This is a genomic window from Streptomyces sp. LS1784 (genome assembly GCF_020103755.1).
Lineage (GTDB): Bacteria > Actinomycetota > Actinomycetes > Streptomycetales > Streptomycetaceae > Kitasatospora.
Genome location: NZ_JAHSQD010000203.1, coordinates 1 through 13190 on the forward strand (window position 1 = coordinate 1; position 13190 = coordinate 13190).

Below are 13190 nucleotides of genomic sequence, written 5' to 3' on the forward strand. Positions count from 1 at the left end.
TCCAGGCCGCCGCGGCCGGCGGCCATCCGTAGCGCGGCCACCGGCAGCTCGGCGCGGTGGTGGTCGGCCATCGCGTAGCCGACGACTTCGCGGGTGGCCAGGTCGATGCAGGTGGCCAGGTAGAGCCTCCTGCCACTTCGCAACGCGGACCGGCGATCTGCTGACCGTCTGCAACAGGCCGGGACCAGCAGGTACTCCGGTGTCCTTGGCAGAGCGCCGCCCGGCCGTTCCCTCCGCAACCTCGTGAGGTGTATGAAGGCCGCACGCGGGAAGTGTTGGGACGTGAGCACCTCAGCGAACGCCGGGCGACGGGGCAGTCCACACACTCGCGCGACGGACCGTTCTACCGACATCCCCGGTGGCCAGCTCCGCAGACGTGGACAGCAACTCATCTCTGAGACCTGCACCAACGGCGAATCAGACCATGGGGACGGGCAGACAAGCCTCCTCGCCATCTCCATCGGCGTTGCTTCGAGGCGCGACCCGACACCGGCCACTGGCATGTCGCCGCGGCCTGGCTGCATCTCGCGCCGCCAGGTGCTGCGCTTGGGTATGGGTGCTGCTGTGGCCGTCGGCGTCAACATCACCGCCGTCGGCTGCACCGGCACCGATGCCGACAGCAATGGCGACAGCGACGGCAGCGGTGGCGGCGGTGGCGGCGAGAGTGCCAACGGAGGCGGACACGGCGAAAATACCGACCCACCGCGATTCTGGCGCCACCTCACCAATGTCGGCTGTTCGATTGATTCGACACCCGCAGTGGTCGGCGGGGTGGTGTATGTCGGTACAGGCTCCCCCGCGTACGTGTACGCCCTGGACGGGGCCACCGGCACCGAAAAGTGGACTTTCGCCCCAGAGAGCGCCATCTACTCGTCGCCCGCAGTCGTCGACGGGCTGTTGTACATCGGCAGCACCGACGGAAACCTCTATGCCCTGGACACAGCCACCGGTACCCAGAGATGGGCGTTCCCCGCAGGTGGCGCGGTCAACACATCGCCGGCGGTGGTCGACGGGGTCGTGTACTTCGGCAGCTCGGGCGATCTCAGGAACACAGGCGGAGTGTTCGCGCTGGATGCGGCCACCGGCACGAAGAAATGGGCTGTCATCACCAGCGGCGGCGTGGGCTCGTCGCCTGCGGTCGTCGACGGAGTGGTGTACGTCGGCAGCGAGGACGGCAACGTCTACGCCCTCGACGCGGCCACCGGCACGAAGAAATGGGCCTTCACCACGGGTAACTGGGTGAGGTCGTCGCCTGCGGTCGTCGACGGAGTGGTGTACGTCGGCAGCGAGGACGGCAACGTCTACGCCCTTGACGCGGCCACCGGCACGAAGAAATGGGCCTTCACCGCCAGCGGCGGCGTGGGCTCGTCGCCTGCGGTCGTCGACGGAGTGGTGTACGTCGGCAGCGGTGACAACAAGGTCTACGCCCTCGACGCGGCCACCGGCACGAAGAAATGGGCCTTCACCACAGGTAACTGGGTGAGGTCGTCGCCTGCGGTCGCCGGCGGAGTGGTGTACGTCGGCAGCGGTGACAGCAAGGTCTACGCCCTCGACGCGGCCACCGGCACAAAACGATGGGCTTTCACCACCAGCGGCATGGTCAGTTCGGGGCCCGCGGTCGTCGGCGGAGTGGTGTACATCGGCAGCGACGGCGGGTACGTGTACGCCCTCGACCCGGTCACCGGAACAGCAGGACCTGAGCTTCCCTCGCCAACGGTCACTACGCCGCCCACTGTAAAGAGAGCGTAGCTGTTCCCTCCCGGCCATCGAATCAGGGGCACCCCGTCTCTGTCCGCAACAAGTGGGAACAGCAGTGATTCGTCCACGCCATAGCCCGCCCGGCACGTTCGCCCACTGGGCCGGACCTCGCGGCGGTTGCCGTGGACCAACCGATCGGGCCCCAGCTGTCGCACGCCCGCCGGCACAGGAAATGCACGCACACACGCAGACGATCACGCCACCGCATCGGAGGATCCTTGCCCATGAATCCACCACCGTCTCCCGGCTCGAACTCGCCGGACCCAGCAGAAGAAGCTCTATCGCCTGCCCTCGGCGTGCCGCCCAACGCGGTCCATGGCAGTGAGCCGCAGCCTGAGCCGGGGACCCCCACTCCACCCAGTTCGACTGCTTGGCAGGTCATGGCTGATGAGCGCCTCCCGGGCTTCCGCAGACTTCGACCGAAGCACCGCGCCCTGTACGTGGCACTCACGGTCGGCGTGGTCCTGGGCGGCCTCATGCTCGCCTACTGCGCAACCTACGTCCTGGACCGTTCCACAGCCACCAGTCGGGCTCGCTCGGACAAGAACGCGCAGAAATCCGTGGACCGCGAAGGATCTGCCTTCGTCGCCACTATCACTCCCATCGACTATGAACAGGACATGCCCGAGGCCATTTTGATTCTCCTCGACCGGCCGCTGACCGACAACGAACAGGCAGCCCTCACCGCTTTGAAAGGAAGTGCCAAGGCGAAAGTCTGGACGTACCTAAAGTCTCTGGGCGGCCGAATCGTCGAGAGCACGTCCGCCGCTTCCCTCCAGGATGGCCACCAGTTGCCGGCAGGCTCCAGGGCTCAGCCGTTCAACCTGAACCTGAACAGCGACCGCAGTGCTGGGCTCACCATCAACGGCATGACCGCCGTGAAGGACTCCTGTGGCGAACCCGCTGCTAAGACGGTGATCGATCTTCCAACGGCCGGTTCATCCACCCGTCCGGGCCTGCTGTGGGATCTGAGCGGTGGGCAGGCGGACAAGCCTCAGGGGCCCTACATCCTCGATGCGGGAGAGGATCAGGGCCAACCGTACTTCCGGAAGAACGTTGTCGAACTGGGCAACGGCCAGTCGAACATGGCCTTCCGCGTTCAGCCCGAGGTGGCGACCCAGACCTGCAAATGGCACATCGACGCCTCGTATACCGACACGACCGGCTCCCACACCCAGCGCATTCCGAGCGGTACTGGCACTATCACCACCGAGGCCGTACCGAAGCAGCCCATCCAATACTTCGGGTGGGTCATCTCTCAAGGCTGGGGCTGCATCGGGCAAATGAGCCAAAAGGGTTGCACCGCCACAAAGACACTTGAGCGACTTAGGCCCACGGCTGGGCCTGATCCGCTTTGACGGGCGTCTGAGATCAGGAGCCTCAGCCCCAGCTGGGGCGAGGGCCGACGTGTGTCGCACGCCGCGCGAACCGTAGGGGTCCGACATCTGGGCCATCCGCTCCAGCAGGCTGGGCATCTCCCCGCGCCCGACGTCGCGCTGCCCGCGCGGCATCCGCACTGCCTTGGCGAGCATCCGGTCGGCGCCGCCGGTCATGTGGTGCACCGCGTACAGGTGGCCGCGGGCCCGCTCGGTGTACTTCAGTGCCTTCGCCGGCATCCTCAGCGCCTCGATGGTCGCGTCGTTCACCCCGGGCGGCCAGCGGTGCGCTTTGTCCGGCTCTTCGGTCCCGACGTCATCCGCCACCGATGCCTCCCGACGTGCTCGCCCGATCTCCGGGGACAGCGCCCACGCCGAAGCGGTCAAAGTCGTCACGCGCGAGGAGCTCCGGCGGGATGCAGCTGGACTGAGTGCGGGTCTGGCGTTCGAGATCGGTGGCGTCCACGGACAGGCACCGCAGTACCGGGCTCTGACAACCCGTCGCTGCCTCCGGCCGGCGTGCGACCGCCCATCCGAACTCCTCCCGGTGGCTGAGACATCTCGCGAACCGGAATCTCGGCCCCTTCTTGCGTCGAGCCGGATGCGCTGTCACAACTCCTCACGCAGACTGATTTGCGTGCTCGCCGACGGGGACAGCCTGCCAAGGTGAATCGGAAGCGGAGCTCCGAACAGGACGGTGCGCCGGACGTCTGTCATGGGGATCTCGGAAGTCGGCAAAGGCTGGAGATGCCTGATTCGTTGGGGGGCGGTCGCATGGACGGCGCTGGACCTGTCCGGGACAAGGCCGGACTACCGGGCGGAGCGCTGATACCGCATCCGCGTGAGGCTGCTGCGCCGCCGCCTGCGGAGTCGGGCGTCGACTTCTGCGGCGACGCCCTGCTTCTGCTGACCGGGCCCTTTTTCCCTGGGCCGGTCTCGCTCGCGGACTCTCCGGGCTTCGCCGTTCCGGCGGACGGCCGACTCGATCCGGAGGAGCGCCTCACGCTGGTGCACCGGTCCCTGGACCAGTTCCTGCGCGGCTCGCTCACCTTCGGCAATCCGCCGGTCGACCTGCTCACCCACTTCGCCGGGTCGGAGGAGTTCGACGCGCGGCTGACGGCGATCGTGCGGGAGACGACGGCGCTACCGGTGGAGCTGCACGTCACCGGCATCCTGTTCCCGGACGGCTACGGGTCGGTGGCCGTGCATATGCGCGTCGTCGAGGGGTGGACCGGGAGGCGGCGGGAGCAGCTCATCGACGGCTTCGGGCCGAAGGGCCGCGACGACCTTACCGCGCGTATCAGGGACGAGCTGCTGCCGGCCCTGACCGCGATGTCCGACCGGTGCCGACAGGGGCCGCCATGTCCCACAGTCCTGCCCTACTTCAACCTCACCTACGCGGGCTGCACCACCCACCCGGCACCCGGCCGGGCGACCCTCTCCGATGCGCTGCGGCACCTGATCTACCCCCGCTCCGCCGCGCCGATCCCCTCCGAATCAACGTGGCCACAGGAGTTCTTCTACCCCGGATACGCCTTCTTCCTGCTGGCCTCCCGAGACGGCCCCAGCGACACGCTCGGCCAACTCGAACACCTTCTCGGTCAGTTGAACGTGCACTACGCCCGGCTCGAACGCTCCGCCAGTGCCGCGGAACGGATCATCCGCGAAATGGCACTGAACGAGGACCCCGAACTGCTCATCGCGCTGGAACGACGGCTGCGCGCCGACTACCAGGCGCTGGTGCGGCCCACGTTCAGCTACGACTTCCACGTGCTCAAGCTGCGCGACAGTGTCCTGGAGGCGTGGGAGACCGAAAAGGTGCGCGAGCGCACCGACACCCTGCTCGAGATGGCGCGGCGCGCGGTGGAACGCAAACTGGAGCACGACCAGATGCGCCGGGTGACGAGGGTCAACCTCGCAGTGACGATCGTGGCTATCCTGAGCTTCGTCCAGTGCGTCGACTCGGCCCTCAACCTGTGGTCGAGGTTCTTCGAGTAAGAGGGGTGGGGATCGTGCCGGTGGACGTGCAGATCTGCGTCGCGGACGGGCTGATCTACGACGGTCTCGACTACGCCGACCGGATCGAGCAGCGGCTGACCCGAGCCGGCCTGAGCTGCGGCCGCCTGAACCTGGTGACCGAGGCAGCCGATCTGACCGCGCGACGGCCACAGCCGGCCTTGGCGTACGTGTTCACCGGAGGCCAGACCTCGGTGCACTCTGACGCCGCGTGGATGCGCGCGACCATCAAGCTGATGGGGGAACTCGTCGCCGACGCGAATGGGCGCGACGGCGACACCGGCCCTGCGGTGGTCGGCGTGTGCCTGGGCTCGCAGCTGATCGCCGAGGCGTTGCGTCCGGGCTCGATCATCGACACCTCGGGCATCGAGGTCGGCCTGACCGAGGTGAACCGTGTCGGCGACCGCCAGGGCGTCGGCGTCGTGCCGTCGTTCCACTACCAGGCGATCAGTCCGCAGATCGAGGAAGTGGACGGCGTGCGTATCGAGTACCGCAACGAGCACACCTCTGTCCAGGCGCTGAGCTACGGCGAGCGGGTCTTCGGATGCCAGTTCCACCCCGAGCTGACCCCGGACGACGTGCGCCGGCTGATCGACTTCAACGAGGACGTCATCAGCTGCTGGCACGGCGACGCGGCCGCTGCGCATCGCTCGGTCGAGCAGTACCAGGACGAACTGCCCGAGGACCTCTTCGAGCGCCTGGTGATCGACCGCATCACGCGCTGACGCCGACGGGGTGCGTCGCCTCGAACTCGCGCGCACCGAGATCCGTGGCCTGGGCAAAGAAGCTGATCTCGACTCAGGTCCATCTCCGCAGTCCGCGTGTCTGTCAGAGGATCTGGACCGTTGAGAGAGGCTTCAGTGACGACTGGTTGAAGAGCGTCCTGGACATCCGCTTGCCGTTGACCGACAAGGTCTGGATGGTGACGGTGGCTTCCTGCGTTGCGATCTCCACGCCGGGAGAACGCCGGACGGGGTAGTCGGGCTGCGGCAGTCGGCCAGGGTTCGCGCGTTCAGGTGCGGCTCTCAGTGGGTGTTTTGGTAGTTGTATTCCTATACGCGGCTTTCACCCCTGTCCACTTTCGTGACACTGCAGCCGATAGGAGAAGATTGCTCCGCCTTCAATTGCCGGCCGGGCTGTCCATCTCATCCGCTTCTGTGCTCTGAAATCCGTCTGGCTTGAAGAAGTCATAGAACCGCCCAACGAGCTGCGGAACGGGATCCTCCGCCGCATCCGTGCCGACGCTGGTGCCGTGAGCCAGCGGAAGCCGTACCCCAGCGACCTGTCCGACGCCCGATGGGCCCTGATCGAACCGAAACTGACGGCCTGGAGAAAGGCCCGGCTCGACCGCCGGCCCACTGGGAAATCGGCCCAGGTCGAACTGCGCGACGTCTTCAACGCGATCCTCTACGTCAACCGCACGGGAATCCCCTGGAAGTACCTCCCGCACGACTTCCCGAACCACTCCACCGTCTACGCCTACTACGCGGCCTGGCGCGACGAGGGAATCTTCGCGGAACTCAACTATGACCTGACCGGCCTGGCCCGCGTGAAGGAGGGGCGCAAGCCTGAGCCCGGATCCACCGGGTGATCGCTGTCGGGGAGGTCCCGCAGAACGAAGAGATGCCTTGCGACCTGCGATGATGGGAGTTCTCTAGGCTCCACCACGCACAATCAGCAAGGCATCTCTCAAGTGCAATCCTCTCACGCCGTCTCGGCCGTCTCCGTCGCGTTCGACGAGCCGAATCTGATCGCGGATGCCGGGCTGGTCCCGGTGGTCCGCCTGGCCGAGAACGTCGGGCTGCCCGCCCTGGTCGGTGAGCGGCTGCGCATTGAAGACAACCGCAGCAGTGCCGGAGCCAATCCGGCCGCGAACGTGATGACGCTGGTCGCGGCGATGTGCGCCGGGGCCGACTCGATCGACGACACCGACCGGCTCCGGCACGGCGCGATGGGCCGACTGTTCGGCGGGCACAGACGAACCGGCCAGGGTACGTCCCCTTGCGGGTCGGCCAGATGGGGTGTTTCTCCAACGGAGCCGGGGCCACCCGCGAGCACGACGCCCTGCTCGCCGCCCGTCGGGCGAACGCCGCCATGCACCCCTGTTACACCTGCCAGGGCTCCATCGGAGGCAAGCCGGACTCGGTCGCCGAACTGCGCAAGCCGGCCGACCCGTACCGCCTGGAATGCCCCGACTGCGACGACAAACGCCACGCCAACGGCCGCCCGCCGATCATTCTTCCCCTGCCCACCAACCGCGACCGCCGCCGCGCCGTGGCCGGCAGGCTCGACGACCCGTACTGGTACATCCGCCTGCACCACGCGAAGGAGTACCCCAACCGCTGACCAGCCCCATGGGACGGCAGCGACCGAAGCGACCGACACCGAAAACAGGCCGACCAGGCGGTGCGCGCCACGAGCAATGGGGGTGCAGCGCGCACCGCCCACCCGATCCTGCCAGAGCCCCGCAACCCGGCTCGCCGCCGCGCGTACGGTTCGGCGAGCAGCGACCGCTCACCGGTGTACAGCAGGTCGAACGCGACGTACAGAGCGGGCGTAGCCACCACCCCGGTCTGCACCGCCGCCGCACGTAGTGTCACCGCAGCCGCTGCGCCGGGGTCGCCGTCCGGTCCGGGACCGCCCTTCCGGCCGGCCACCGACACCGGGCCCAACAACAGCGAAGGCGACCAAGCAGAGGGAGGTCGCCGAAGTCGTGGGGACATTCGCCACCCTCAGAGCCCTTCCGGAAGGCTGCCCTTCGGAGTGGGACTCTCGTCGCCGAGGGCGCAACGCATGGCCGCTGCCAGAGCGTCGGCTGACTCCCTGGCTCTCATAAGGGCATCCGTCGCGTCCTCCTCCGTGATGCCCCCACGAAAGGTCGCGCCATCACGCAGTACCTGAGGGTAGTCTCAAGGTACCGATTCAGATCCGCACCCGCCGCAAGCACTTCGTTGGGCCCCGCCACCTGCACCAGCCCCCAGAGCGGCTGAAGACGCTCAATCTCCCGTCGGGCTGCGGAGACCGCGTCATGCAAATCCCGCTCCGACTCGTGGCGCTTCGTCGCCAGTTGAACCAGCCCGAGGCACTTGTAGATGCCCTTGATCAAGGGGTCGTAGACAGCCCGCCGGGCCGCGCGCTCCTCGCTGGCCTTGCGTTCAGCCCGTTCGTGAACCGCTGGATTTCGCTGTTCAGCAACCTGCCGCCGCGCGTTTCGGAGAGCCACCCCAGCCGCGAGAACGCCCACCAGAAGACCGCTAGCAGCTCCGACCAGGGCACTTGGCATGTCAGCCATATCCATAATTCGATCACCTGACTGTACTTCGCGCACCCTGATCACGGCGGTGGCCTGGCGGTGCTGGACCGCCGACCGGTGGGCTGCTCGCTGCCGCTCGGGTCGCCAGCGACCTGCTGCGCCTCGCCGTCGTCCTGGTGGTCGTGCTGCTCGTCGGCCGCGCGGCCTGTCTCCTGCTCCTCCTGCGCCGCATGGCCGCCACCGCGCCGCGCCTGGCCCCCCCACGCCCACACAGCTGCGCCCCCGTACCGCCACCGGGGCGTCCGCTGCCCGCGACGCCGGAGCCTCCAAAGCCGACTGGGCTGCCGTCCTTGCCGCCGGAGTCCGGCGCCCCACTCCAGGAACACCGAGGCACCGGCCCCGGCGTATGGGAAGCAGAAGAGCCGGAGGCCGCCGGGCTCGGTCCGGCCGGGGATCGGCCGGACCCAGCTCCGGGCCGTTCGTGGTGGTGCCGAGTGCAGGGTTCCGCTCCTACTGGTCGGGACGAGAGGGGTCGACAGGAGTGGGGTGCGCGTTCAGGCGCCGTGCCAGGACTTCCACAGCGCCGCGTACCCGCCGCCGGCCGCCAACAGCTCGCTGTGGCTGCCCAGTTCGGTCACCCGGCCGCCGTCCATGACCGCCACCCGGTCCGCATCGTGGGCGGTGTGCAGGCGGTGGGCGATGGCGATCACGGTGCGGCCCTTGAGCACGGCCGCCAGGGAGCGTTCGGTGTGCCGGGCCGTGGTCGGGTCGAGCAGGGAGGTCGCCTCGTCCAGGATCAGCGTGTGCGGATCGGCCAGGACGACGCGGGCCAGGGCGAGTTGCTGGGCCTGCTGGGCGTCCAGGCGGTGCCCGCCGGCGCCGAGCTCGGTGTCCAGCCCGTCCGGCAGCTCGTCCACCCAGTCGACGTCGACGGCGGCCAGCACCGTGTGCAGCTCCTGGTCGGTGGCAGCGGGCGCGGCGATCAGCAGGTTGTCCCGGACGGTGCCGAGGAAGACGTGGTGCTCCTGGGAGACCAGGACGACGTGCCGGCGCAGCTGCGCCGGGACGAGCTCGGTGACCGGCACCTGGCCCACCGTCACCCGGCCGGTGCGTGGCGCCTCCGCTCCGGCCAGCAGTCGGCCCAGGGTGGACTTGCCGGCACCGGAGGGGCCGACCACCGCCAGCCGCTCGCCCGGGCGGACGGTGAGGTCGACCCCGTGCAGGACGTCCCGCTCGCCCTGGTAGGCGTACCGGACGCCGACCACGTCGATCCGGTCGTCCGCCGGCTCGCCGCCACCGGTCACGACCGGGGCGTCCACCTGGCCGATGCCCTCGACCCGGGCGAAGGAGGCGTTGCTGCGCTGGAGTTGGTCGAGCCAGAGCAGCACCTTGTCCAGCGGCTCGGAGAGCTTCCAGAAGTAGAGGGCGCAGGCGACCACCGCGCCGGTGGTGACCGCGCCGGTGCCGCGCAGGGCGCCGCCGAGGAGCAGGACGCCCGCGACGGGGGCGATGTACGAGAACTCGACCACCGGGAAGAGCACGGTGCGCAGGTTGAGGGTGCGGGTGCGGGCCACCCGGCAGCGCTCGACCGCCTCGGCGGCGGCGGCGATCCGGCGCTCCTGGAGGCTCAGCGCCTCGACGGTGCGAGCGCCCGCCGCGGTGGAGGTGAGGATCTCGACGAGGGCGGAGTTGGTGGCACCCTCGGCGAGGTAGCCGGTGTGGGCACGGCGCAGGTACCAGCGGGTGGCGAACCAGATCCCGGACAGGCAGAGCGCCCCGCAGATGCCGAGGAACGGGTTGACCGCGAGCATGGCGGCCAGGATCAGGAGGACCTGGACGAGGGCGACGGAGACCTCGGGCCCGGCGTCGCGCAGGGTGGTGCCGACGGTGCCGACGTCGGCGGTGCCGCGCGTCATCAGGTCACCGGTGCCAGCGTGCTCGACCACCGAGGCGGGCAGGGCGAGGGAGCGGTCGACGAACTGCTCGCGGATCCGCGCCAGGGTCCGCTCGCCGAAGCGGTGGGCGGCGTAGCGGGCGAAGCGGCCGAGGAGCAGCTGGGCGAGCGCGAAGCAGAGGATGCCCAGGGCGAGCCGGTCGACGTGTCCGGTCCCGGCTCCGCCCCTGACGTCGTCGATGATCCGGCCGAGCAGCCAGGGGCCGCCCAGTCCGGCCGCCGCGGCCAGTGCGTTGAGGATCAGCATCGTGGCGACCGCGCGGCCGTCCTGGCGCACCAGGCGCACGGCGGCCCGACGGACCTCGGCGGGCTCGGCGATCGGGAGCCGCCCCGGAGCGGTCTCGGTTTGAGCGGTCATCGGACGGTCTCCTCGGCGGGCGTGGACTCGGTGGCTGGTTCGTGGTCGCCGCGTGCCACCAGCTCGCGGTAGCCGGGCTCGGAGGCGAGCAGCTCCCGGTGCGGGCCGGCCGCCGCCAGCCGGCCGTCGACGAGGTAGCAGACGGTGTCGGCCTGCTCCAGCAGGACGGGGGAGGTCGAGGTGAGGGCGGTGGTGCGCCCGGCCCGCGCCCGGCGCAGCCCGGCGGCCATGGCCGCCTCGGTGTGGGCGTCCACGGCGGAGGTGGGCTCGACCAGCAGGAGCACCTCCGGGTCGGCCAGCAGGGCGCGGACGAGCCGCAGCCGCTGGCGCTGCCCGCCGGAGAGGTTGCTGCCCTGCGCCTGGACGGGGGCGTCCAGACCGTCGGGCAGGGCCTGCACGATGTCCTCCGCGGCGGCGTCCCGGACGGCCTGGGCGATGGCCGGGGCGGTGTGTTCGGACCGGCCGCCGACCACGGCGCGCAGCGGGCCGGAGAAGAGGTCGGCGTCGTTGTCCGCCACCACGATCCGGCTGCGGACCTCGGCCAGGGCGACGTCCGCGAGCGGCACCCCGCCCCAGGTCGCGGCGGATCCGCGGTACCGGCCGAGCCGGTCGACCAGGGCGGCGGACTCGGCCGGGCGGGCGCTGACGATCGCGGTCAGCCGGCCCGGGGCCAGCTCCACACCGGTCTCGGTGTCGTGCAGGCTCGACGCTTCGTCAGGAGCGGGCCGGAGTGTCGCGGCGTCCTCGACGGCGGGCTTCAGGCCGAGCAGCCGGATCACCCGCCCGGCGGCCACCAGGCCCCTGGTGAGGTCGTACCCACCCTCGATGAAGCTGGAGACCGGCACCACCAGGACGGCCACGTAACCGTAGACGGAGACCAGCGTGCCGATCGTGATGGTGCCCTCGGCGGCCATCCGGGCGGCCAGCCAGGTCACCAGGGCGAGGAAGAGGGCGGGCAGGCCGACCGAGAGCGCCTGGATCCAGCTGGTCACGGCACCGACCCGGTAGCCCTCGGCCTGCAGGGCCTGCGAGCCGCGCAGGTAGCGGCCGGCCAGCAGTTCCTTGCCGCCGATGCCGTTGAGCACGCGCATGCCGCCGACGATGTCCCCGATCCGGGCCGTCAGCGCACCCTGCCGCTCCCGGTACTTGGACTCCGCGCCCTGGAGGCGCTCCAGCAGCGGGCCGACCACCACCGCGAGCAGCGGCACCCCGAGCAGGACCACCAGGGCGAGCGGGACGGAGACGGACAGCAGCAGCGCGGCCGCCACCAGGTAGGCGACGACGGCGCCGACGCCCGGTCCGGTGATCGTCAGAGTCTGGCTGATCTGCGCGACGTCGCCCGCCCCGATGCTGACCACCTCGCCGACCGAGACCTTCCGGGGCAGTTCGGCGCCCAGCCGGGTGGAGTGCGCAACCACGGCCTTGATCGTCCGGAAGGTGGCGTTCATCCGGACCCGCGTCATGATGCGGTGGCGCATGATGCCCAGCCAGGCGTTGAGCAGCGCGGCGCCCACCAGTGCGGCCACCCAGCCGACCAGGACTCCGGTCCTCCCCGGCTGGAGCCCGTCGTCGATCGCGCGCTGCATCAGGTACGGCGGCAGCAGCAGGCAGACCATCCAGAGGGTGCCGATCACCGCGCCGCCCGCCACCCGCCGGCGCTGGCTCATGGTCAGCCACCACAGGTAACGCGCGGCGCTCCGGTGATCCGGAGTTCCCGAATCGGCGTACGAATCCATCATGAGCGAAACCCTAACTGTCTTTCCTGGGTCTAAGCTTGACTATTAACCCCGCCAAGATCATTTCTTGGCGGGGTTCGTCGTTTGCCTGACAGCTGGGCGGCCTTTGCGTGATCGTGTCTTCTCGCTGAAGTCGACAGTCGATCAACCCAAAGGCCCTGATGGACAGTCTGCAAGATGACGTCGCGCGCGTCGAGGCCCTGACCGCGTTGTCGCGGTTCCGCCGGGAGTTCTACTCCTGCCTGGCCTTGTGGGCGGATGCCCTGTTCGAGCTGACAGACGCGGTGCTGTACGCCGGCGGTCCGGTGGTGTCGTTGCCGGAGCTGTCACTTGACCTTCCCCTCGTAGCGTAGAGGCCGTGACTGAAGGGGAAGTTGGGAGTCATGGCGGAGAAGAGGCGGAAGTTCGACGCGGAGTTCCGTGAGGGGGCTGTGCGGATCGTCGCCGAGACCGGGAGGCCGGCGGCGGAGGTTGCGCGGGAGCTGGGGATCAACGAGACCACCCTGGCGACCTGGGTCTCCCGGGCGCGGAAGGCCGGCGGTGACGGCACGCTCGGCGAGTCCGAGCGCGAGGAGTTGGCCCGATTGCGGCGGCAGGCCGCCGAACAGGCCAAGCGGGTCCCGGGAGTTGGAGATGGAGCGTGATGTCCTCAAACGCTGCATGGTCCTGTGGGTGAAGTAGCTGTGGCGGACCCGGCGGCGCTCGTCGGGGTGATCAGCGACCAGAGGACCGGGCACGG

The 13190-nt window shown here is 69.4% G+C and carries 12 protein-coding genes and 2 pseudogenes; 9 read left to right on the forward strand and 5 right to left on the reverse strand.

What is annotated here, in order from left to right; genetic code table 11:
• The first annotated feature begins 564 nt into the window (after positions 1-564).
• The 4 genes from KS423_RS22640 (at position 565) to KS423_RS22655 (ending at position 5875) form a co-directional block, all read left to right on the forward strand.
• Positions 565-1749: a PQQ-binding-like beta-propeller repeat protein gene (locus KS423_RS22640; protein WP_224281416.1), complete on the forward strand. Its 1185-nt coding sequence runs from the start codon at positions 565-567 to the stop codon at positions 1747-1749.
• Positions 1750-2198: 449 nt separating this feature from the next.
• Positions 2199-3116: a hypothetical protein gene (locus tag KS423_RS22645; RefSeq protein ID WP_224281417.1), complete on the forward strand. Its 918-nt coding sequence runs from the start codon at positions 2199-2201 to the stop codon at positions 3114-3116.
• A gap of 1026 nt (positions 3117-4142) precedes the next feature.
• Positions 4143-5132, forward strand: a complete 990-nt coding sequence (locus KS423_RS22650; RefSeq protein WP_224281418.1) for a hypothetical protein — start codon at positions 4143-4145, stop codon at positions 5130-5132.
• 5 nt (positions 5133-5137) lie between these two features.
• A complete protein-coding gene (locus tag KS423_RS22655) occupies positions 5138-5875 on the forward strand; it encodes a type 1 glutamine amidotransferase (RefSeq protein ID WP_224281419.1) in 738 nt (245 codons plus the stop codon).
• 103 nt (positions 5876-5978) lie between these two features.
• On the opposite strand, the gene KS423_RS47485 is transcribed toward KS423_RS22655, so the two are convergent.
• A complete protein-coding gene (locus tag KS423_RS47485; RefSeq protein ID WP_263455142.1) occupies positions 5979-6104 on the reverse strand; it encodes a hypothetical protein in 126 nt (41 codons plus the stop codon).
• 298 nt (positions 6105-6402) lie between these two features.
• On the opposite strand from KS423_RS47485, the pseudogene KS423_RS22660 reads away from it, so the two are divergent.
• Positions 6403-6726 (forward strand): annotated as a pseudogene (locus KS423_RS22660) (transposase); the annotation flags it as partial.
• Between the two features lie 78 nt (positions 6727-6804).
• Here KS423_RS22660 and KS423_RS48555 read toward each other — a convergent pair.
• Positions 6805-7125 (reverse strand): hypothetical protein, encoded by a 321-nt coding sequence (locus tag KS423_RS48555; RefSeq protein WP_374120009.1) that lies wholly within the window; start codon positions 7123-7125, stop codon positions 6805-6807.
• A gap of 26 nt (positions 7126-7151) precedes the next feature.
• On the opposite strand from KS423_RS48555, the gene KS423_RS22670 reads away from it, so the two are divergent.
• Both KS423_RS22670 and KS423_RS22675 read left to right on the forward strand, forming a co-directional pair.
• Complete coding sequence (locus KS423_RS22670; protein WP_224281430.1) at positions 7152-7496, forward strand: hypothetical protein; 345 nt, start codon at positions 7152-7154, stop codon at positions 7494-7496.
• A gap of 682 nt (positions 7497-8178) precedes the next feature.
• On the forward strand, positions 8179-8463 hold the full coding sequence (locus KS423_RS22675; protein WP_224281421.1) for a hypothetical protein: 285 nt from the start codon (positions 8179-8181) through the stop codon (positions 8461-8463).
• 20 nt (positions 8464-8483) lie between these two features.
• On the opposite strand, the gene KS423_RS22680 is transcribed toward KS423_RS22675, so the two are convergent.
• From KS423_RS22680 to KS423_RS22690, 3 genes are all read right to left on the reverse strand, one after another.
• Positions 8484-8675: a hypothetical protein gene (locus KS423_RS22680; protein WP_224281423.1), complete on the reverse strand. Its 192-nt coding sequence runs from the start codon at positions 8673-8675 to the stop codon at positions 8484-8486.
• Positions 8676-8957: 282 nt separating this feature from the next.
• Entirely contained in the window at positions 8958-10715 is a 1758-nt protein-coding gene (locus KS423_RS22685) for an ABC transporter ATP-binding protein (protein WP_224281425.1), read from the reverse strand.
• On the reverse strand, positions 10712-12454 hold the full coding sequence (locus KS423_RS22690; protein WP_224281427.1) for an ABC transporter ATP-binding protein: 1743 nt from the start codon (positions 12452-12454) through the stop codon (positions 10712-10714). Before KS423_RS22690 ends, KS423_RS22685 begins: the two co-directional genes overlap by 4 nt.
• Before the next feature lie 158 nt (positions 12455-12612).
• Here KS423_RS22690 and KS423_RS22695 point away from each other — a divergent pair.
• Together KS423_RS22695 and KS423_RS22700 are read left to right on the forward strand one after the other, a co-directional pair.
• A pseudogene (locus KS423_RS22695) lies at positions 12613-12783 on the forward strand (transposase); the annotation flags it as partial.
• A 51-nt stretch (positions 12784-12834) separates the two neighbouring features.
• On the forward strand, positions 12835-13095 hold the full coding sequence (locus KS423_RS22700; protein WP_224281429.1) for a transposase: 261 nt from the start codon (positions 12835-12837) through the stop codon (positions 13093-13095).
• Positions 13096-13190: the final 95 nt, after the last annotated feature.